This is a genomic window from Paenibacillus sp. 1SOY10 (genome assembly GCF_056836745.1).
Genome location: NZ_JBXENK010000002.1, coordinates 517,793 through 538,534, shown reverse-complemented (window position 1 = coordinate 538,534; position 20,742 = coordinate 517,793). Strand labels below are relative to the sequence as shown.

At 46.7% G+C, this 20,742-nt stretch carries 19 protein-coding genes and 2 tRNA genes; 5 read left to right on the top strand and 16 right to left on the bottom strand.

Translation table 11 applies throughout. The features are described from left to right. Window positions 1-494 precede the first annotated feature (494 nt). Entirely contained in the window at window positions 495-1,271 is a 777-nt protein-coding gene (locus tag AC1VOR_RS08285; RefSeq protein WP_482617152.1) for a bacterial surface protein, read from the top strand. A gap of 674 nt (window positions 1,272-1,945) precedes the next feature. Then, window positions 1,946-3,472: an outer membrane protein assembly factor BamB family protein gene (locus AC1VOR_RS08280; protein WP_482617150.1), complete on the top strand. Its 1,527-nt coding sequence runs from the start codon at window positions 1,946-1,948 to the stop codon at window positions 3,470-3,472. Window positions 3,473-3,616: 144 nt separating this feature from the next. On the opposite strand, the gene AC1VOR_RS08275 is transcribed toward AC1VOR_RS08280, so the two are convergent. The 5 genes from AC1VOR_RS08275 to AC1VOR_RS08255 form a co-directional block, all read right to left on the bottom strand. Then, the gene (locus AC1VOR_RS08275; RefSeq protein ID WP_482617149.1) at window positions 3,617-3,802 is read right to left on the bottom strand and encodes a hypothetical protein; all 186 of its coding nucleotides are present in this window, start codon (window positions 3,800-3,802) and stop codon (window positions 3,617-3,619) included. A gap of 100 nt (window positions 3,803-3,902) precedes the next feature. After that, window positions 3,903-4,277 (bottom strand): hypothetical protein, encoded by a 375-nt coding sequence (locus AC1VOR_RS08270; RefSeq protein ID WP_482617147.1) that lies wholly within the window; start codon window positions 4,275-4,277, stop codon window positions 3,903-3,905. A 61-nt stretch (window positions 4,278-4,338) separates the two neighbouring features. After that, window positions 4,339-4,563, bottom strand: coding sequence for a hypothetical protein (locus tag AC1VOR_RS08265; protein WP_482617145.1), 225 nt, complete (start codon window positions 4,561-4,563; stop codon window positions 4,339-4,341). 66 nt (window positions 4,564-4,629) lie between these two features. Then, window positions 4,630-5,607: a phage tail protein gene (locus tag AC1VOR_RS08260; RefSeq protein ID WP_482617143.1), complete on the bottom strand. Its 978-nt coding sequence runs from the start codon at window positions 5,605-5,607 to the stop codon at window positions 4,630-4,632. Between the two features lie 190 nt (window positions 5,608-5,797). Beyond that, window positions 5,798-6,691 (bottom strand): polysaccharide deacetylase family protein, encoded by an 894-nt coding sequence (locus tag AC1VOR_RS08255; RefSeq protein ID WP_482617142.1) that lies wholly within the window; start codon window positions 6,689-6,691, stop codon window positions 5,798-5,800. 194 nt (window positions 6,692-6,885) lie between these two features. Between AC1VOR_RS08255 and AC1VOR_RS08250 the strand changes: the two genes are divergently transcribed. After that, entirely contained in the window at window positions 6,886-7,344 is a 459-nt protein-coding gene (locus AC1VOR_RS08250) for a DinB family protein (protein ID WP_482617141.1), read from the top strand. 168 nt (window positions 7,345-7,512) lie between these two features. Here the strand turns inward: AC1VOR_RS08250 and AC1VOR_RS08245 are convergent, their stop codons facing one another. Continuing rightward, a complete protein-coding gene (locus tag AC1VOR_RS08245) occupies window positions 7,513-8,391 on the bottom strand; it encodes a phage tail protein (RefSeq protein ID WP_482617139.1) in 879 nt (292 codons plus the stop codon). 743 nt (window positions 8,392-9,134) lie between these two features. Here AC1VOR_RS08245 and AC1VOR_RS08240 point away from each other — a divergent pair. Further along, window positions 9,135-9,425, top strand: coding sequence for a phosphatidylinositol kinase (locus tag AC1VOR_RS08240; RefSeq protein ID WP_482617137.1), 291 nt, complete (start codon window positions 9,135-9,137; stop codon window positions 9,423-9,425). Between the two features lie 189 nt (window positions 9,426-9,614). Here the strand turns inward: AC1VOR_RS08240 and AC1VOR_RS08235 are convergent. From AC1VOR_RS08235 to AC1VOR_RS08200, 8 genes are all read right to left on the bottom strand, one after another. After that, a tRNA-Ile gene (locus tag AC1VOR_RS08235) sits at window positions 9,615-9,688 on the bottom strand. 16 nt (window positions 9,689-9,704) lie between these two features. Beyond that, window positions 9,705-9,778 (bottom strand) — tRNA-Met (locus tag AC1VOR_RS08230). An 82-nt stretch (window positions 9,779-9,860) separates the two neighbouring features. Further along, a complete protein-coding gene (locus AC1VOR_RS08225) occupies window positions 9,861-10,037 on the bottom strand; it encodes a hypothetical protein (protein WP_222860901.1) in 177 nt (58 codons plus the stop codon). A gap of 124 nt (window positions 10,038-10,161) precedes the next feature. Further along, the gene (locus tag AC1VOR_RS08220) at window positions 10,162-11,664 is read right to left on the bottom strand and encodes an ABC transporter substrate-binding protein (RefSeq protein ID WP_482617136.1); all 1,503 of its coding nucleotides are present in this window, start codon (window positions 11,662-11,664) and stop codon (window positions 10,162-10,164) included. Beyond that, window positions 11,661-12,545, bottom strand: a complete 885-nt coding sequence (locus tag AC1VOR_RS08215) for an ABC transporter ATP-binding protein (RefSeq protein ID WP_482617135.1) — start codon at window positions 12,543-12,545, stop codon at window positions 11,661-11,663. Before AC1VOR_RS08215 ends, AC1VOR_RS08220 begins: the two co-directional genes overlap by 4 nt. A 2-nt stretch (window positions 12,546-12,547) precedes the next feature. Next, entirely contained in the window at window positions 12,548-15,478 is a 2,931-nt protein-coding gene (locus AC1VOR_RS08210; protein WP_482617134.1) for an ABC transporter permease, read from the bottom strand. After that, window positions 15,479-16,573, bottom strand: coding sequence for an efflux RND transporter periplasmic adaptor subunit (locus AC1VOR_RS08205; protein ID WP_482617132.1), 1,095 nt, complete (start codon window positions 16,571-16,573; stop codon window positions 15,479-15,481). Continuing rightward, complete coding sequence (locus tag AC1VOR_RS08200) at window positions 16,536-17,375, bottom strand: ABC transporter ATP-binding protein (RefSeq protein WP_482617129.1); 840 nt, start codon at window positions 17,373-17,375, stop codon at window positions 16,536-16,538. Before AC1VOR_RS08200 ends, AC1VOR_RS08205 begins: the two co-directional genes overlap by 38 nt. A 216-nt stretch (window positions 17,376-17,591) precedes the next feature. Between AC1VOR_RS08200 and AC1VOR_RS08195 the strand changes: the two genes are divergently transcribed. After that, window positions 17,592-19,214, top strand: a complete 1,623-nt coding sequence (locus tag AC1VOR_RS08195; RefSeq protein ID WP_482617127.1) for an S-layer homology domain-containing protein — start codon at window positions 17,592-17,594, stop codon at window positions 19,212-19,214. Window positions 19,215-19,290: 76 nt separating this feature from the next. Here AC1VOR_RS08195 and pyrE read toward each other — a convergent pair whose 3' ends face one another. Continuing rightward, window positions 19,291-19,938: an orotate phosphoribosyltransferase gene (gene pyrE / locus AC1VOR_RS08190; RefSeq protein ID WP_482617126.1), complete on the bottom strand. Its 648-nt coding sequence runs from the start codon at window positions 19,936-19,938 to the stop codon at window positions 19,291-19,293. After that, on the bottom strand, window positions 19,935-20,687 hold the full coding sequence (gene pyrF, locus AC1VOR_RS08185) for an orotidine-5'-phosphate decarboxylase (protein WP_482617125.1): 753 nt from the start codon (window positions 20,685-20,687) through the stop codon (window positions 19,935-19,937). Before pyrF ends, pyrE begins: the two co-directional genes overlap by 4 nt. Window positions 20,688-20,742: the final 55 nt, after the last annotated feature.

Sequence of the window (20,742 nt, the reverse complement as noted above, 5' to 3'; positions counted from 1 at the left end):
TCCTAGTGATAATATGAGCAAAAGAAAGAAGCCGCAAATTGGCGGCTTCTTTCTTTTGTGGCTTGATGTTCGTATCAACGTGTTACTGCTTTATTTAACCCTATCCCATCACTTAATATAGTGGATTATTATTCATAAATTTGATAAAATTTAGTAAAATAATCCAATGCGAGGTGTCAAATGAGACATCAAAGAACTAAACTCGAAAAATGGGCTGACCGACTAACATGGATTTCAGAATTATTATGGTACTTGCCGAGATTGATTATTAAGCTGCTGACTTAACAGCGTTGCTTGTCTGAGTGCAGCCGCATCATGATGATGCGGTTTGTTTAGTGCCAGCAATTCCAATAAAACAGTCCCACTCAAGGTTCAATAAGAAAATCATTTTCCCTAGATAAACATCATATTACATATATAGGATTTTATGTTTGGACATTCCATAAATATAATTATATTCTTCTTTATAAAATTATATTTAAGGAGCTCTATTTATGAAAAAAATACGCCTTTCCGTAATTTTTATTTTATTACTCTTCTTTACGTTTGTCCCCAATGCCTTTTCTGATTCAATAGGCGACATTTCAAATACTCCTGAAAAGGGTTGGACCAGATATCTTTATGATGAAGTTGATATCACTTATGAGGGACAATGGACAGTTTGCGAAGTTTCTCGCTGTACCAAAAATGTATGGCAAACTCCTGAGTCGAAGATAAAATTTAATTTCATAGGCGAAAATTTCCGTTTTATTTCTTATATTTATAATAATAGCTCTGATAACATCGATGTTTATATTGATGGAGAAAAAACAAGCAACTTTTCACTCTATGGAAAAAATGATAGTTCTCCAAGAATTATATATGAGAGTCCTAAACTGGAGCAGAAAGAACATTCTGTAGAGATTGTCAATAATAAATTGGAGTATTTGTATATCGTCGCTTTAGACTTACCTGGTGAAGGAAGTTTGGAGCCTTACAACCCTATTCCTGGACCAAGTATTCCCGAACCAACTAGTTATCGTGCTATCCTCACTATCATTATGTTAACTGGGCTTGAGAAAGAATACGACCTCTCTATGAGTGAAGTAGATGCCTTCATCAACTGGTACGATACCAAAGACGCTGGCTCAGGCCCATCCAAGTATGCCATCAACAAGCATGACAACAACCGTGGACCATTCAGCAAGCGCACAGATTACGTCATCTTTAACAACATTCTTACCTTTGAGATAAGTGAATATGGCACGGTTACTGCTGCTACATATCAATAAATTCATAGAGCCGCATTCAGCGGCTCTTATTTATTCTCAACCTTGAAATTGACTGCAGATTATTCCCACGGACCACCACTACGCACCTCTTCTTGTTTAACATTTTCATTGCCCTCTCGATTTTATTCCACCAGAATTCCCGCAGCTCGCCGCAAATGTTTGCATGTGCGTTAAACTGCTTCCCCAGCATGGCTTACCATCAGACTTAGCCTTAAACCTTCTACGAGACAACACCAAAAGATGATTTTCGTTTCTATCTCGCCATCTGAAAATTCAATTGCTTCTGTACTGTGTCGGTTAATATCCAATCGGTTTTTGCCATGAATAAGTATCTCCCCTAGTTCCAGCAGCCAGTTCTTATCTCTGCTAGGTAAAAGCACGGGATATTTATCGGCCTTATTAGGGACAGTAAGAGGGCATGAGGAGGACAAAAAAATGGTTTTTCTTACTTCACCAACCTTGCTTATCTTTGATGTTATCGCGATCCTTAAAAAACTGTTTTAAAGATTTCGGTGAAAATCAATCTTTTTGTATATTCTGACGATATCAACTACTTTGTTTGAATTTCCTTACCTTAATCAACATGATATTGCAGATTTAGGCTTTTATGTTTAGACATAGTTTCTCTGAGAATTTATGATTATTCTTGTAAATAAGCTAAAAGGAGAATGTACATGAAGAAATTGATAAGTCTATTGGTGTTGTCAGCAACACTGATTCTCCCTGTAGGAACGGCTGGCGCCCAGAGCGTCCCTTATGAGCAAGGAGGAGGTTTTAATCCCGGTAAATATGATTTAGAAGCTGACCAACCTACTACCTTTAATTGGACTAGACAATCCAGATTTAAAAGTATTGATTCTGATCCAGTAGAAAAGTGGATTTACAAAAAGGAAGGTTCCCAATATGGGGCTGCTGTAATTGGAAGTGATGGCACTATATATGCCAGTGATTTTAAAAACGCCAGTGTTGATGCAATTAATCCCAATGGAAGTTTGAAATGGTCCTATTCAAAAGAAGAGTATGGGACGAGTTTCAGTACAATAACAAGCAATCCCGTTATAGGTGTTGATAAGACGTTATATGTTGGTACTAATCAAGGTTTATTAGCTTTAAATCAAGACGGAACGAAAAAGTGGATGCAAATTACAAAAAATCACGTAACCTCTGATCCTTCTTTGGCACAAGATGGAAGTATCTATTTTGTAACTGATAAAAATAAAATAACAGCTATTAATCCAGATGGAAGCATTAAATGGAATGTGTCAATTGCAGAAACAACTGGTAGTGTAAGTGTAGGTAATAATAACACGCTATACATAGCACATAACTCAGGGTTATCAGCTTATGATAATAATGGAAATTTATTATGGACATCACGAATAGCAGGCTTTTATAATACTGGATCCCCTACTATTGCAGAAGATGGAACTATATACGTAGTTAATAGAATATTGTATAACTCTATAACAGCAAGCGTCTATGCTTTCCATCCTGACGGAACGTTGAAATGGACTTATAAAACTGAGAATAGCCTTTCAGCTTCTCCTGCAATTGGAAATGATGGTACACTTTATATTGGACAAGAAAATATTCAAAAATTTTTTTATGCTATAAATCCTGATGGAACACTAAAATGGAAAACTCAAATGCCCTACTTCTACATGAGATACACACCAATCATAGACTCATATGGAAATATTTATGTTACTAGTGCCTCGAATCAAACTACATCAATACATGCATTATCGAATTCCGGAGAAATACTATGGTCCTACAGTACAACAGGAACGCTAGTAGCTCCGGCCTTTGATCAGAGTGGGGTAATTTATATTTCTTCAAATGAAGGATTAATTGCACTCGGAGGAACAATTAAGAATAATCCTAACCCAACTAATCCTACTGATCCTACAGACCCTACAGACCCTACAGACCCACAACCAACGGGAAACCGTGCAATTCTTACAATAACTATGAATAACGGTCTGGAGAAGGAGTTTGACTTAAGTATGGGTGAAGTGAATGACTTCATTAACTGGTACGATACCAAAGATGCCGGCTCTGGCCCTTCTAAGTATGCCATTAATAAGCATGATAACAACCGCGGACCATTTAGCAAGCGCACGGATTATGTCATCTTTAACAACATCCTGACGTTTGAGATAAGCGAGTACAGTACGGTTACTGCTGCTACATATCAATAAAACTCTCTGGGCCGCCTAGTGCGGCTCTTTTTCTTTCAAGTAGTCAACATACGCCATATATTCAAATTCCGAATCCCCCCTTCAATCAATGTACGCCCAGCGCCGCGTCGTTGGAATTATATCCAAAACGATCGTTATCCGTTGTCACGTTATACAGGACATGCCAGGCTTTCTCGGCCGGATCGGAGCCGCTCCGGTCGGAATGATCTCCAGGATTCGCTTGTCGTCGATAAAGACATGCGCTGATGCGCACCGGTCCTTAAGATTGCTAAAATACGTGAAATGATTATCCGCCGGTGGCTCCTGGATTACCCGTGTCATGGGCAACAAAAAAAGCCGGGCTCCCCGTTCTCAAACGAGTGCCAGGCCTTGTATTTGAGCGCTTAGTGATATACCGGCGCTCTATTTGATATTTGGTTGTATTCAAGGTTTAACCTCCTCCTAGATTTATGGCCGCTAGTACCACCGTTACCAAAGATCCACCGATGGCCACAATTACGGCGCTATAAAAAGTCCGCTTAAACCATTTCTGGTCCTCGTCTGCTCGGTCAAGCCTCTGTAGCGCGGTCTCGGCTTTACGTCGACCGTCTTCAGCGATTTCTTTTGCCGGACCAAGTCCGTCCAGACGCAGATGTGCAGACTTGGCTGACTGCTGGGCATCCCGGGCAACCTCTTTGACTGCCTCAAGAGTCGCTGCCATCATCGGGACTGTTACCAGTGTCTTTTCGATTCGGGCTAATTGAATCTGAATCTCTACGTGCAATTTCGATTCATTCTCTGCCACCTCGCTCACTCCTTCACTCAAGCTTCTCCCTCCTTAATGCTATTGCTTCCCCTGTTCCAGGGCATAAAAATAACCGCCATCCTTAAGATGTGGTTTCTTCTGTAACTTCTTCGTATTTTTCTATGAGCTGGTCGTAGTTGCATACCCCGATCTTACCGCTGCTTTCCTTGTAAACATACTGCCCGACATTTACGACCAAGAGATTACCGGGGCTTTTGATAACCCCGGCTCTAACATTTCCGTCAAGGTCATAATCAACCGTTACCGGGAAGCCGGTGAACTTAATGATTTCTTTGACCGTTGCCATCTCGCCTTTCAATGGCTTCTAGGTGCTTTTTGAAAGGGGCATTCTAATTATTGTCAACCCCCATCTTTATAGAACTACATTTTGTCCGAAAATCGACAACGCGGGGTTAATGCTTATCCGAAAATTCTGATAAGAGCCTCTGGCGTTAATTGAGTTACCCCATAGCCATAATTCAATTTCATCGCCGCCAGATGCCGCTATAGTTTCAACAAAATATGTGAAATCTTCGGACCCAACGGATTGAACAGTCCCTGTCGGAACACCATTAACATATATTTGTCCATATGTTCTGTTGTTATCGCCATTTAAAAAAAAAGAAACACGATAAGTCCCACTGATGTAAACCTTAACTCCCGCCTTTTTTGTTGGCGTTTGTACGAGAGTTGTATCCGTATTTGTTTGTAACGGAGTTATATCTAATTCGCTACCAGCAACGACCGAACCCAGCCCCGAATACATGCCACGCACCCCAAACAAATCCACCCCACTCCGAATATTCCCCGGTACCAAATCCGCATCCCCCAGCACCGTAATCGGGCTGCTATAATACCCCACTGCTTTGGTCTGGTTGGCCGTACCCGGTGTGACTGTGCCGCCTGCTCCACGGTTGGGCATCGTGCCGGTAATAGGCCCGCTTGCATTCGATGCCGTTTTACCCACCAGCACATCCGCCGCCGTTACATTCCCCGTGGCCTTGATGACCGTCGACATCTTGCTGATCAGCACATCCCAACTATCGGCCATGGACGCTGTCACTCCTAAGGCAATGAGGGCGTCCATGACTTCTTGCTTACGCTCATTGCCAACTGTTAAAGACGATTGTGCCAGATCATAAGCAGCCTTTACCGCTTTTGATGTTGCAGCCTGCACCTCACTTGTACTATCCGTTGCATTTGACAGTTGCACAATCCCCGCTTCTGTTAAAGATGCCGTGGGAACCTCAATATGATCTACATCCGTCCGAAGTTGATTAATTTCTCTCCCAATGTCATTAAAATCATTCGGTTTCACTGTGTCGGTTAATGTCCAATCGGTTTTTGCCATGAATGAATACCTCCACTTTTTTTATAGTTCCAGCAGCTATTTCTTATCTCTGCTAAATTCATTTTATAAGAAGCACGGGGTATTTATCGGCCTTATTACGGACAGTAAGAGGACATGAGGAGGACAGAAAAACGCTTCTGCTTACCTCGCCAACCTTGCTTGTCTCTGATATCTCTGTTGTTATCGTATTCTAAATACTCAGTTGCAGATCCCGTATATCTTTCCACGATATAAGCTTAATTCGTTCTTTTTGAATTAAATCCTTAATTTCAACATCATGGAGTAGACGAAACTCTATCTCTCTTTCCTTGAAGCAGTCCGTGATTTCCATCAACTGGTCAGTTATTTTAGACGGGTGTAGGGTCAGTTGGGTAATCCCAGGTTTTAGGGTCTTTAACATGCCAGTTAACTGCTTTTTCATTCCACCATACCCCATAAATGGACTAGAACAGTAGGGAAGAGAAATCATATCATCAATTAATAGAATTTTTCTATCTTTTGCCGATGATATTCTTTTATGAAACAACTTAAGCTGCTCTGGACTAAAAAAGGATTGCTCTAATATTCTAGTAGGCAAGTTAAACGGAAGACGGTACTTTTCGCACAAATCAAATGTTATCTCTAAAAAATCTCGCCCTGTGAATAACCCCATAATGCTCCCGGCGTGGCTATCAACATGGGTTGGATCAATTCCTTTCAACATGGCGCTTTGAATCTGAGATTCTATCTCCATTCGCACCTCATCCTCATCGGCGTTTCTTTCTAGCAAAGCACCATCCGTGTGAAAGTAGCCTTCTGCTGTAACTAGACTATGTAATTTTCCTTTTTTGAAAACAGGTGTGAGAGGATCTAGCATACTACTTGTTAACGTAAGATGAATCCCAATATTCTTTATGCCCTTTTGATTGCTTATCTCCATGGCCTCATTTGAATCTGAACAAGGAATCATGATCGATGTAGAGGTTATAGAGTTTTTCTCAAACAAGTGAACAATGGCTTCGTTAGTTCCCTTAGTAATTCCAAAATCATCTGCATTAATAATTAACAAACGGTCATCCGCTGAAAAGCCTAGTTTTTGAATCATTGATCTTCCTCCTATCATTAATAGAAAACAAAAAAATGATACTCCAAACTGATATAGTTTGAGCATCATTTATTGACTGGAAATATTGACTTGTTGCTTGCGCGTTTCACTGCCTCTTTAGGAACAGCCTTCATTGTCACCTCCTTTATATGATAGACTAAACCAATATAAACAAGAGTATCAGGAGGAACCATATGAACCTTGCAACTTTTTTTCCCTACCGAAATGATGTAAGAAAGATATTAATTCCTTACTTAAAGGAACTGACGGTGGAACAGTGGTATGCAACACACTCCAATCACCCTAACTCAATAGCCTGGATCGTTGAACATATCACTCGTAGTGAAGATGAATGGATCAATGTCATTGCTTTGAAGGCAACGTTGCAATTACCCCCAAAGCTAGAATCCCCCCAGCAACTTTTGCAAGCTTATATAGATGTTCGGAATCAAACTGATTTGAGACTCAATTCAATACTATTTGATGAGAATGCCCCCGCAATTCAACTACCTACTTATTCGGATGGTTGGCAGCCACCTTCTCCTCCCACTCTACGTTGGATATTTCATCATGTGTTTGATCATGAGACATACCACGTAGGGCAAATTGGAGTAATCTCCCGGCTAAATGGATTTGCGGGGCCATCTTTTTAAACATTCCGGGGATTTTAACCCCGGCTCTAATATTTCCGTCAAGATCATAATCAGCTGTCACCGGGAACCCCATGAACTTAATGATTTCCTTGACCGTTGCTATCTCACTGTCTGAGAATTTATGATTTCTGCGCTTCCTTTTAAATAAAGCTTCTGATCATTGTCTGTCTATGTCCCAAAAACAATGTAGCCCAATGTGCCTTGCTCGTAAACGAGTTGTAGAGATACAGAGTTCGCCCCAAATGCTACGTCTCTAAAATTGTTTGAAAAATGCACTCCGTATATATCATCTCTAAGATACCCGTTAAAATTAGAGCCATTTTTGACCCCACCTCCCACGTCATATGCAACAATATAGCCGTTGACATCTAAATTAGCGGTGTGACCTGTGTAGGTATAAAATCCAAGGTAACCTAAGAGTACCTGTGGTCTAAACGGTAAATTAGTTATTGTCCCACCGTTATTACCTATGGTCACAAAGCCTGTGGCAACTTTTAATCCTGTGGGAATCTGCCCAACCTTTTGAGCCAGTACTGCAAACGTATCGCTGCCAGATGCCGGAACTCCCTTGCCAGTAATCGCGGCAGCGATTTGGGTTTTACCGTTACTGGCAGACGTAAAAAGCTCGTTGATTGCGGCGACCGCATTGCCCTTGGCCGTGGTCTGTAAGCTTGCAAGATTGCCCACTGAAGCATTTACTTTGGCTTGCGCTCCTGTCGGGGTTTCTGCTGCATTGGCCTTGGTTTGCGCCGCTCCTGCCGCAGCATTAGCTGCGTTCGCCGTCACCTGTGCAGCAACACCAGCATCATACGCTGCTTTTACCGCCTTCGGCGTAGCTGCAAGGTCTTCAGCGTCACTGTTTAGAGCATTGGAGAGTTGTACCTTCCCTTTGACATCGAGGGAAGCTTCAGGGATATCAATATCGCCCATAGCTGCATCAATCTTATCCCAGTTATCATTGAGCATGGTTTGAATGTTGAATGTATCATTCCTGTCGACTATAGGGTCTTTTTTTAACAAATTGAGATTCGGCGTATTACTGGCCATTCGGATCTCCTCCTGCAAATTTATTTAGCAACAGTTATCTGCTACCTTCATTCTAGCGGAGGTAGTAGGTATTTATGGGCCTGATTACGGACAGTAAGAGGACTTGGAGAGGACAGAAATAACCAGACCAGCCCCTCCCTTTGAGCAAAATAAAGAGCCTGCGTAAATCGCAGACTCATGGTATAATTTGGCTTGTACAACTGAACTTGGGTGGGAAGTATTACCTCCAGACGGAGGTGATGCTTATGCATTTTTCGTTTTCAGAAGTTATGATGCTTGGAATGTTTGTCCTTGCACTCCTCACTTATCTGAATAAACGAAAATAACCCGCCCAGGTTAAGCGCCAAGGGAACGGGTTATTTTCAAGCTCATTCTTGGAGGTATTCCACCCAAGTGTTGTACCGGGGAGGCTGTGGCGCAGCCTCCTTGTTTCTATTGTTATCTTAACACAACGAATGGCATACCTCAATTATGCGTACTACAAAAAATCTTAATGAAACCAAACTCAAAACCACACTAAAAATTTCTGGAACCCGTGGACATTCAATTCACGTCAGCACATATAGCCATTTGCACGACCAACTACAGCTTATTCATCACTGAAATCAGCTAATCCCGTATCAATATAGCGACTAAAGCTATCTTCCTTAAGAGTTATTTTCTGATCTATGGGCATTTGCCGTGATCGGAATGGGTTGAAGTCCATAGACTGTAGTCGAGTAATAACTTCGAGGAGGTCATCCATGGATACCAATTATCAACAACTCGCATGGAATTGTATGAATAAGTATGTCGGTATTACTACTTCTGACGGACAATCTCATGATGGGTTCATCGCACATGTTGATCAAGAGTATATTACGCTTGCTATTCCGACAAACGAGATGTATGGAATGAACGGAATGCCCGCAAGAGAGACTACGTATAGACAATTTGGATTTTTTCCAGGATTTTATCCACGTCGCCGCTTCTATCCGAGACGGGTGCCACTCGGTGCAGTTACCGCGTTATTTTTGCTACCGTTTTTCATTTGATAATATTTCATGAACTATCCCACTCAAAAGCGTTTGTTCATCCTTTTAGGTGGGGTAGTTTATTTTGCTGCCGTCCAATTCCAAGGCTGCTACATCCCCATCCAAAAATAATCTTATCGATCTTCCCCCCAACTCTACCACCCTACCAAATAGCAAAAACCCCTTGCTAGGCAAGGGGTTCACGCATTATGGGCCCTGAGGGACTTGAACCCCCGACCAATCGGTTATGAGCCGACCGCTCTAACCAACTGAGCTAAGGGCCCGAACGACTTAAATGGATTGCGGGGGCAGGATTTGAACCTGCGGCCTTCGGGTTATGAGCCCGACGAGCTACCGGGCTGCTCCACCCCGCGTCAATAAACAGCGACAATTAATAATATACACGATTTCCGCAGTCCACGTCAAGCCCATGGGTCGGTTGAGCTGACTCATCGATCAGACAATAAAGCGTACGCCGTATTTGCCCTTACGGGAACGGTAAATTTCAATTTGTCGCATATCGTCGAAGCCGTAGATCCATCCATCTTGTTCCAGCCGGCGGGCCAGGCATCCAGCTTGAAATTTAGTTCGATACAACTTGTTAAAATACACCCAGCGCATACGTCTCGCCATCATCCTTTCACCAGAGTAGCTTTCTTTCCTCATTTTGGGCCTGGTTATAGAATACCCATTAATAGCAAAAAAAGCCGTCGGTTTAGCACCGTACGGCTTTTTATAAGCTGGTAAATTCAGAGAATTATCCTTCCACAGCCGCATCGGTCGGAACAAATGGCGTACCGTCACCCTGGAACTGGGTTTTCGGATTGTTCTTAATCTCTTGCAGCATGGTATTTCCTTTCTCTTCCCACGCCTTCAAGGCTTCCTCAGGCGTTTTCTTATTCTCCAGTACCTCTTGGAAGAACTGGCGTCCACTATCGTTGACGCTGTACAGTCCCGGCTTCTCCATCATCAATTTATCGAGCTTGGAATCACTAGGCGGTACCGGCTTCAACAAATAAAATGCTTGAATGTTGTAATCCAGTCCGTTTTTCGGTTGAATATAAGTTTTCCGGGCCAGCATTTCATAAGAATTGCTGCGGGATTTTAATTTAGCCCAGTCCGCACCATTAATAAATTTAATGAAATCCCAGGCCGTCTCCGGATTAGGGGCAGCGCTATTGATAGCAAATAAATTATTAAGCCAAATGTTGCCCCCCACACCCGGCTTCTCCGGATGGGAAGGAACCGTAACTACGTCCCAATCCACAGCCTTAAAGTTTTTGATTTTTGAGGCGTTATTATTAGCATCATTGATTTCGTTGACATAGTAATTCTCGCCAATCGTCATCGCTACTTTGCCTGACAGGAACATATCGCTGCTGATCGGAGTCCAGTTGCCATCCATTCCATCCATCATAGAGTTGCTATCCGGAAGGATTTTCTCCTTGGACAGCTTGCTAATCGTCTCCCACACCTTCGTCCATTGCGGCGTATTCACCGTCATCGTCTCCGCTTTGTCGTCAAAGGTCTTGAGCTGAAGCGCAGGGATATAGTTAGATTGCATATCCCAGAATGGATCATTACCCATATAGCGACTGAAGGTGAAGCCATAAACCCGTTCTTTCCCCTCACCCTTCGTTACCCGGCGGGCCAGATTAAAGATATCTTCCCAGGTCATATTGTCCGTAGGAGGCTCTACACCCGCATCCGTGAAGATTTGTTTGTTATAGTACAATGCCGAGGAGGAGAAGGAAGGGGTCAGAGCATACAGATTGCCTTCCCCCATATCCTTGATTCCGTCAATGACCGCAGGAACAAAGTCCGCTGTATCAAATTTATCCTCCTGAATCAACGGGTCCAGTGATTTAAGCATGTTTTCCTTAATCAATTGATTAAGCACGGCAATATCAGTCACAACAATATCGACCGGATTGCTGCCGCCCATCACTTGCTTCATGCTTTCCAGATAATCAGGCTGAACATATGGCTGCGAGCCGTCCTGATACCGATACTGGGATTGATCAATCGCCGGAACAATTTCAATACGGACATTCTGATTCATAAACTCATATACATCAGTGTATTGTTGACGGAAATAAGAGTCGTCATATCCCCCGTACAGTACCCCGATACGCAGAACCTTCTCCTGCTGATTGTCCACGGCTTTGCCGCTGTTGCAGCCTGCCAGCAGGCCCAAGGCCAGCGTAGCAGTCAGGGAAATGGACAGCAGCTTCTTAAGCCTCCCATATTTCTTAGTCATGATTGTTCCTCCTCCAATGGTTTAGGTGCCGTAATCACAATCTTCTCCCCATCAAACTCCATCGACGCCCGGCCGCTAATTCCTACGGAATCCAGATACTCTTTAGGAACTTGCAGCCGACCCACGCGGTCAACGACCACAAACGCCTCATGCACCTCTTGGAGCCCACCAGCCAGTTCTGCCGCAGCCAAATCCAGGTTGGGATTGCGCTTCACGAACTCGGTGCTGGTCAGACCATCACGAATCGCTACCACCCGATCTACCTTACCTGCTAACGTCAAGTCATGCGTAACTATAACGACCGTAATGCCAAGCTCCCGATTGACTTGCCGGAAGATCTGCATGATTTGATCGGAGGTCGCCGTATCCACCGAACCCGTAGGTTCATCGGCCAGCAGCAGCTTCGGACGATTAGACAGCGAAATGGCAATCGCCACCCGCTGCTGCTCCCCCCCCGAAAGCTGGTGCAATTTATTGTGCATTCTATCCTTCAACCCTACGCGTTCCAGTAGTTCCTGAGCGTAGGCCCGATCCAGCTTGCCGGTCAACAGCATCGGCATCTCTACATTCTCCAGCGCCGTTAAATAGGGCAGCAGGTTACGGGCATTATTTTGCCAGACAAACCCCACCGTATTGCGCTTATACTCTACCAATTGGTCATCCTGAATCTTGAGCAGGTCCCACCCTCCGACAGACACTTGCCCTGCCGAAGGATGATCCAGCCCGCCCAGAATATTCAGCAGCGTTGATTTACCGCTACCACTGTTGCCGATGATCGCCATCATCTCGCCCTGCTCAACCGATAAGTTCAGGCCTTGGAGCGCCACAACCTCGATGTCTTCGGATTTGAAAATCTTGACGAGTCCTTCGCATTGAATCATCTTTAACGCTCCTCTCCCATTTTAACGGCCTGATGCACCCGCAAGCGCCGGATTTGCCAGAGCAGCAGCCCGGCACCCAGCAGCAGCATTACGAATACCACCACATATAGTTGAAGCGTATCCTGAGAATCGAACACAATGCGGAACGGCGGTACTTGCGTCGTCACATTATCAGCCGTTTGCAGGAAGGGCAGGTACAGCTTCCCGGCAATCTTCCCGATAACGATCCCCAGTGCAATAGACAGTCCTGCCGTCAAAATCTGCTCAGCCAGCAGCATAAACGTCAACTGCTTCCGCGATAGACCCATCGCCCGCAATATCCCGAACTGAACGACCCGGCCTGAGAGATTGAAGAACCAATACAGGATGTAACCGATCAGTGAGACAATGACCGAAACGAGGAAGCCCAGGCTCAAAATACCGAATACTCCGCCCCGTGTCGGGTGCTTGCTTTGTGCTGCCAGTTCGCTGCGCACGTCATCAACCGAATAGAGATCAATGCCTTGCTCGGCTAACTTGGTAATCAGCGGAGCCACCTTGGCTCCTGGCTCCATTTTCAACCATACCTCATAAGGAATGAGCGGAACCTGATCATAAATATAGTCCAGATTGGCGATGACAAACGGAGTTTGATCCGGGTATTGGCTAGGCCAATATGGCAAAATACCATAAACGGCAAATTCCACCGTCTGATCGCCGATCGCAATCGTGAATACATCCCCCGACTTCAGCTTGTATTTCTCCGCCATGTTAGAAGGTATTAACGCTGCACTTTCATTCATGCCAAGAAACTGCAAATAACGGAAGGGATGAGTAGGGAACAGATCATTTCGGAACCAGCCCACCTTGGAAAAGTCCAGGTTATCAATCCCCATCACATTCCCTTGCCCGGCCGAACGTCCGGACACAATAATATTCCCCTTGGTTTGAAGCACACGTGCGGCATGCTCAACACCATCAAGCTCCCGGAAAATTTCAAACGGAGGTTCAGAGTAAATCACCTTAGATGGTGGCTGATTTTGACCTCCTCCCGGAGCACCGCCACCAGAGCCGCCGCCCCCACCTGGAGCACCCGGATTCCCACCACCGCCTCCCGGTTGCCCGGAATTTCCGCCTTGACCGGGATTTTGATTCCCCCCGGAACCCCCTTGGGTTGGACGAGTAATCTCAGCGGTCCCTTCCCATACGGTCCGCATAATGACATCCGAGCCGTACTTGTAGAGAGTGCGTTCCGTTGAATTCAAATCAATTGTCCGGGCTGCCGAGGCGTTATACACACCAAGCCCCAGAGTCAGCACAAGCAAAATCATCAACGGATAATAAGACGAAGAAGAACGGGATAGCTGGGTTAAGCTCAAATAGTAAGGCACCGGCAACCACTTCTTGCCGAGCCAGCCGATCAGCTTCAACAACCACGGGAATACCCGCAGGAAGAAAAGGCCGATGGAGAATATCGCCAGTGCAGGCACGAAGAACAGAAACGGCTGCACCTGTAATTCATCCGTCGTCATACCGGTCTGGAAGGTCAGCATCTGCCGCTCATTAAACAGGTAGTAACCATAGCCCGCGATGGCCATCAACACGATATCAATGAACCACCGTTGCCAGAATGGCGCACGATCGGAACGGGCTTGCTTCTGCTTCGCCTTTACAATGGATGACCTGGCGTAGGACACCGCCGGCAGCAAGGTAGCCAAGATAGCGATAACTACCGCTGCCCCGCCTAACGCGAGAGCATCCAGATTAAATCCAACCGGTATGGATTGACGATTGACGAAGGTCAGAAAACCGTCCGCAGAACCGATACTTTTGGACATAAACCAACCCAGCAGAGGTCCGGCAATCAAAGAAATAGCTCCAAGGATCAGGCTCTCCAGCAAATAAATAAGAATAATCTGCTTCGTTGACGCGCCCCGGCTACGTAGCACCGCAATATCGCTCTGTTGCTTATCCAGCGCCTGGCGGGCATTCATCACGATGTAATAGAATACCATCGCTATCATTGGAGCTGCCAGCGTGAACAGCAAGGTCTGCATTTGCAAGCTTTGCTTGCGGAAATCACTTAGCAGACTGCCGAATGAAACATCAACCTTGGTATCCTTGAGTTTCTGATACAGGTCCACGTTCAGCCGATTCAGCGTATCGGATAGCGGTGACAACTGACTGGTCTGGATTTCAGATAAGTTGAAGGCATAATACCAGCTTGAATTATGCAAAGGTATAGATAATTGCTTTAACAATACGTCATTAAACGCTTTTTCCGAGATGTAGAAGCTGTTCATCATCCCTTCAAAGCCTTGATACCAATAAGAATCGCTCTCATTTTCAGGCTGGAAAGTGCCGATGATTTTGACCTTGAGCGTGATATCTACCCCGCTGTATACCGGGTATTCCATCACATCACCGACGTGAAGGTCCTGGCGATACATCGCCTCCTCCAACATCAGTGCCTCGACCATATTGTCGTTGACACTATCCGAAAACATTTGACCGCCCGAAAGTGAAATATGCTCCTGCAAGCCGCTCATTGAGAGGATCGACATGGTTCTCGTCCGGCTGGCATCCACCTTTGTGGGATCTTCCGGAAATACCTCGGTACCACGAATGGCACGAGTATTTACGTAAGAATCGTACGGAAAACCAATTTCCTGCGGAACCTCGTCAACAATATATTGGTTAACAGCCTCCAAGGCGCCCTGATCCGTTTTTGTACCGCCCGCCGCCTGATAACTCATAATTAAGGAGCCTGCCGGCAGCCCTTCACTTTCGCTCTTCAGCGTTGTAGCGACCACTCGCTTCAGCGAGCCGTCCGAATACATCGGGATGCTGACAGTGAACGAGACGGCGACAATCAGGCCTAGCAAAGTGCTCAGCGTCAGCCATTTCGTGTTCCACATCTTACGGAACAGCAGGCGTAATAAAGGAATACCCATCTAGCGACCCACTACTTTCTGTCCCGGGGTAAGTCCCTTCACAATTTCTACATCCGTGGAAGTTTGCAGCCCGACCTCAACATCCACCTCACGTTTGGCGCCATCCGATTCAACAACCTGAACATAAGTCCGCGAGCCAATGGTACGCAGGGCAGACGCAGGAATCAACACGGCATTCTCCTTGCGTTCAGTCACGATAGCCACGCTAAGCGGGCGGCCCCGTTCAATGCCTTCCGGCCATTTGGCAAGTTCAACAATCACGTACTTATCAATAGAATCCTTCTCCGGCTGGTTCGGATTGCTGTTATTGTTACCATTATTGTCAGAGCCCGTGCTCACCGGCATAACCTTGACCTTACCGTCGTAAACCCCGGACGCATTAATATCCACCTTCGCCTTCATACCTACGGCAATTTTGGTCAAATCTTCCTTGGCAAAAGACGCCGCAACCACCAACGAAGATGTATCCGAAAGAACGGCTACCGTATCATAGGATTTAATCGAACCGCCCTTCTGCGCTGCAATAGACACAATCGTACCGGAGAACGGTGCTTTGAGCGTACCGTCCGCAATCGTTTTTTCCAAGTCCGCCAGATCCTGACGCTGCTCTTCGAAAACGATCGACGCCTCTTCAAATTCGATAGGGTCCTTCTCATCCTTGGTCCGCAGCAGCTCTTTCATAGCGATTTCCTGCTTGCGGAACTCCAATCTTTTCTTACGAAGGTCCTTCTGCATATCCTCCACGTCCAACTGAATCAGCACATCGCCTTGCTTCACATTGTCTCCAGCTTTAACGAGCACCTCTTTGACATGAAGGTTATCCTCTGTGAAGAATAGAGGCTCCTCCCGTTGACTCATAATTTTACCGACCGCGCTGACGTTCAATTCGATCGTCTCCGTGCGCACCTCGTATTCCGGTTTCTTGGATATCGTCGGCGGCGTGATTACAGGCAAGTCCTCTTCCGCCTCTTCATCCGGAAGCAAAGCACAGCCGGATGCGGCTACTAACGTTAGACTCAAGGTCAAAATGCCCGCCAGCCGAACAACTCTCCCCCCTTTACCTGATAAATTTGCCATCCACCATTTCGTAAACATGGTCTGCTACCTCCAGGATTGTAGGATCGTGTGTCGTCATACAAATCGTGACATGCTCGGTTTGTATGATATTTTTGAATACTGCCATAACTTGTGCTCCCATTTGCGAATCGAGATTGGCCGTTGGTTCATCCGCCAGCAACAGCTTAGGCCGGTGCGCAATCGCTTTGGCAATCGCTACCCGTTGCTGCTCCCCACCGGACAACTCAAACGGTCGGTGAAACATTCGCTTGCCCAGTCCAACAAGCTCCAGGCAATGTGTGACGCGTTGCTTCCACTCCTGGGAAGGAACTCCGGCCATACGCAGTGACAGCTCCACGTTCTCCCAAGCGGACAACAAAGGAAGAAGCGCGTAGGCCTGAAAGATAAAACCAATCTGATCACGTCGCAGCAGCGTCCGCTTATCATCATTTAATTGATGTAGGGGCTGCCCACGAAACAAAATTTCACCGGATGTCGGCTGATCGAGGCCACCGAGCATATTCAGAAGCGTCGTTTTTCCCGAGCCGGACCGGCCTTTAAGCATCACCAATTGGCCAGCGAGCACCTCCATATCAATTCCCTTCAGAACCTTGATTTCTCCGCTGCCCACCGGGAATGATCGGTGTACGTCCCTGACCGACAATATCGGCCCCTTCTCGCGCTCGTCCTCTACCCGTGCCTTAGCAGCTATACGAGCCTCCGGTTCAGCCTCCTCCACAGCGCTTTCATCCAAAGCCACAGCAATCTGGGCCCGTGAAGCGCGTGACTCTTCTTCGGACTTACCTTTCACTTTTTCCGTTTTGCGAAGCCATCGCATCATCGTGTATCGGTCTCCCATTTCTTGATTTGTGGTGCGTATCTTGCCTTGTCCAGCAAGTCAGTATGTCTTGCATTATAAACGAAATACGATGTCAAAAAGTTACAACGACTTTTACGAAATTGATAATATATTTCCAGATTTTAAACACTGATGAAAGATTACAATTCTGTTAGAATTAAGGACAATTCTACCAAATTCACCAAGGAGCACTACTTTATGAAAAAAATAATTTTGCTTATGCTCATAGGAACGTTGCTATTTTCATATACCACCACTCGCCAAGAACCAGCATCAGCCGCCACGCTTCCCTACCATGATATCTCAACCAGCTTTGCTAGGGAAGCTATTTCCCGCCTGCATGCCAGCGGCATCATGCAAGGGACTACAGCAACAGCCTTCTCCCCGAAACGTCCCGTCACCAGGGCTGAGTTCATCACCGTACTGATCCGAGCCTTTGGAATCACTCCCGCCACCTCCGCTATTTCCGCTTATACCGATGTGCCAAGGAGCACCTGGTATTATGGAGCGATTCAGGCTGCAACCGAGCTTGGATTGACCAATGGCCTCGGGAACGGTACCTTTCGGCCTGATCAAGCACTAACACGTCAAGAAGCCGCAGTATGGCTGGGCAAGACGCTCAAGCAAGCCATACCTGCCGCAAGCTCGCTTTCTACCTACCGGGACAACTCAAGCATCGCGGCTTGGGCCAGCCCCTATGTCACCGCCATATCGGCACTCGGGCTGATGCAAGGGAGTGAAGGACTCTTCCACCCGGCTCAATCCATTACTCGTCAGGAGACGGCTGTTATTTTCGATCGTCTGCTGGAGGATGCCCGTTGGAAGGATACGCTGACAGCAGGCGCTGAACCGTCTTCGTCCCCAACCCTTCATATCGGCTGGCAATACGGTCAATCTACCGAGGCTTATCAGAAGTCTGTGCTACAATCCAATGTCAACGTGCTGTCGCCCAGATGGTATTTTCTCGAAAGCACAGGGCATATTTCAGATTCAACCGTTCCTTCATTGAATACATGGGCCAAGAGTAACGACAAGCAGATATGGGCCATGGTAGGGAACCGCTTTGACCAGAAGGCCACTCATCAGATGCTCGCTTCCGCTGCATTATCGTCCACCGCGATTCAGAGCATCAAGTCCTATGTCCAAAAATACGACTTGGCGGGTATTAACATCGACTTTGAGAATGTTCACGCCTCGGATCGTGACTTGTTCACCAGTTTCATTGCCAGGCTGGCCGAGGAGTTGCATGACCTTGATACGGTTCTATCCGTCGACCTCCCGCCTGATCTCGGCAACGATTGGTCCGCAGCCTACAGCTATGCCGAATTGGCCAACCACGCTGATTATTTGGTCATCATGGCCTATGACGAGCACTGGACGGGATATAAGGCCGGCTCTGTAGCCTCATTAAACTGGGTAGAGCAGCAGCTCGACAAGCTAGTCACCCAAGTCCCCGCGAATCAATTGATACTTGGCATGCCGCTGTATACCAGGGATTGGGCCATCAATACCCAAGGGACCACCCTCTCGTCCGAGGACCTCTCGTTGCCAGAGCAGAACAAACGGGTACAGGCAGCCGGAAGCACTCTGAAGTGGAACTCCGAAGCGGGGCAGTACACGACCGAATACTGGAAGGCAAACACCAAGCACCGTATATGGCTGGAGGATGCCCGCTCCCTATCCGCCAAGCTGCAACTAGGGACTCATTTCGGTCTCGCAGGTTATGCGTATTGGCATATCGGCGGTGAGTCCCCGGACATTTGGACTAGTCTGCGAAATGTGGAAAAATACCAGAATTATCAATTTAACCGCAGCAAATAAAAGAAGACCATCCGCAGGGGGAGGGCTAAGCCGCTGTCCTATCCTGTGGATGGTCTGTTTAGTTAAGTAGCCTGTCTTACTTCCCGAACGCCGCCGGGTTTTCCCGCCAGGATTGCAGCAGTGACAGGTCTTCCTGCTTGATATCTCCACGCTCCGCGGCTACATCGATCAGGGCCGTGTAGTTAGAGAGAGTTTGCAGGGGAATATCAGCATCGGCGAATCCCTGAACAGCCTTATCCAATTGATAGCTGAAGATGGCCAGCACAGCGAGGGGTTCAGCCCCAGCGGCACGTACGGCCTCAGCGGCCTTGATTGAGCTGCCACCTGTCGAAATCAGGTCCTCGATGACCACGACCTTTTGACCCGGCTTGATTAACCCTTCGATTTGATTCTCCTTGCCGTGGCCTTTAGCCTTATCACGGATGTATGCCATGGGCAGGCCCAGCTTTTGGGCTGCGAAGGCGGCATGCGGAATGCCCGCAGTTGCGGTTCCGGCAATCACTTCGGCCTCCGGATATACTTCGCGGATCAGAGCCGCAAACGAGTCGGCAATCAGATCGCGAATTTCGGGATAAGACATCGTTAGTCGGTTGTCGCAATAAATCGGGGATTGAATGCCCGAGGTCCAGGTGAATGGTTGATGTGGACGAAGTGCTACCGCTCCAATATCAAGCAAGCTAGCTGCAATTTTAGCCTCTACAGAAGTAAAAGAGCTATGAGTCATTGTTGCATCATCTCCTCAATAATGGTTTCCGCCGCTTCGCGGGGCTGCGCCGCCGTAGTAATCGGCCGGCCTACCACGATATAATTGGTTCCCTGCTGCATCGCCTCTCCAGGGGTAAGCGTTCGCGACTGATCCCCCATGGCGCTACTTACCGGACGAATGCCTGGCGTCACCGTCAGGAAGGCTTGTCCGCAGCGTTGTTTGATTGCCTTCACTTCAAGCGGGGAAGCGACTACGCCGTCCAGACCAGCCTCTCGGGCCAGGGAGGCATAATGCACTACTGCATCCTCTACGTTCCCGAGAATGCCGATTTCTTCATTTAATGTCCGCTGATTCGTACTAGTCAACTGAGTTACCGCAATAATCTGTGGAGTTGGTAGCGAAGCATCGGCCTCCATAGCTGCCAGAGCGCCTTCTCTAGCCGCTTTCATCATATCGAGTCCCCCGGCCGCATGAACATTGAACATATCAACGCCCAGCCGGGTAATACTGTTCGCCCCGCCCTTAACGGTATTCGGTATATCATGCATTTTTACATCTAGAAAAACGGAGTAGCCCTGCCCCTTCAGCTCACGGATGAAATCGGGTCCAGCCGTATAAAAGAGCTGCATGCCAACCTTCATATAACAAGGAATTCCCGCAAGCTCCTTCAAGAGATTTCTTGCCTGCTTCGCCTCCGGAAAGTCCAGTCCGACGATCAGCCTGCCGGCCGCTTCTTCAAATGAACGCAAATTGGCTCCCCCAGTCATGCGTGCGGCTCCGAAGCTATTTGCTTCCGAGCCGCCGCTTAAGTGTAGTTGGTTC

Coding starts and splice junctions, on each gene's coding strand:
- AC1VOR_RS08250 (WP_482617141.1), top strand. CDS start 6,886: ATGAACCTTGCAACTTTTTTTCCCTACCGAAATGATGTAAGAAAGATA.
- AC1VOR_RS08205 (WP_482617132.1), bottom strand. CDS start 16,573: ATGTTTACGAAATGGTGGATGGCAAATTTATCAGGTAAAGGGGGGAGA.
- AC1VOR_RS08240 (WP_482617137.1), top strand. CDS start 9,135: ATGGATACCAATTATCAACAACTCGCATGGAATTGTATGAATAAGTAT.
- AC1VOR_RS08215 (WP_482617135.1), bottom strand. CDS start 12,545: ATGATTCAATGCGAAGGACTCGTCAAGATTTTCAAATCCGAAGACATC.
- AC1VOR_RS08265 (WP_482617145.1), bottom strand. CDS start 4,563: ATGGCAACGGTCAAAGAAATCATTAAGTTCACCGGCTTCCCGGTAACG.
- pyrF (WP_482617125.1), bottom strand. CDS start 20,687: ATGACTGGGGGAGCCAATTTGCGTTCATTTGAAGAAGCGGCCGGCAGG.
- AC1VOR_RS08220 (WP_482617136.1), bottom strand. CDS start 11,664: ATGACTAAGAAATATGGGAGGCTTAAGAAGCTGCTGTCCATTTCCCTG.
- pyrE (WP_482617126.1), bottom strand. CDS start 19,938: ATGACTCATAGCTCTTTTACTTCTGTAGAGGCTAAAATTGCAGCTAGC.
- AC1VOR_RS08200 (WP_482617129.1), bottom strand. CDS start 17,375: ATGATGCGATGGCTTCGCAAAACGGAAAAAGTGAAAGGTAAGTCCGAA.
- AC1VOR_RS08195 (WP_482617127.1), top strand. CDS start 17,592: ATGAAAAAAATAATTTTGCTTATGCTCATAGGAACGTTGCTATTTTCA.
- AC1VOR_RS08210 (WP_482617134.1), bottom strand. CDS start 15,478: ATGGGTATTCCTTTATTACGCCTGCTGTTCCGTAAGATGTGGAACACG.
- AC1VOR_RS08245 (WP_482617139.1), bottom strand. CDS start 8,391: ATGGCCAGTAATACGCCGAATCTCAATTTGTTAAAAAAAGACCCTATA.
- AC1VOR_RS08225 (WP_222860901.1), bottom strand. CDS start 10,037: ATGGCGAGACGTATGCGCTGGGTGTATTTTAACAAGTTGTATCGAACT.
- AC1VOR_RS08285 (WP_482617152.1), top strand. CDS start 495: ATGAAAAAAATACGCCTTTCCGTAATTTTTATTTTATTACTCTTCTTT.
- AC1VOR_RS08280 (WP_482617150.1), top strand. CDS start 1,946: ATGAAGAAATTGATAAGTCTATTGGTGTTGTCAGCAACACTGATTCTC.
- AC1VOR_RS08260 (WP_482617143.1), bottom strand. CDS start 5,607: ATGGCAAAAACCGATTGGACATTAACCGACACAGTGAAACCGAATGAT.
- AC1VOR_RS08255 (WP_482617142.1), bottom strand. CDS start 6,691: ATGATTCAAAAACTAGGCTTTTCAGCGGATGACCGTTTGTTAATTATT.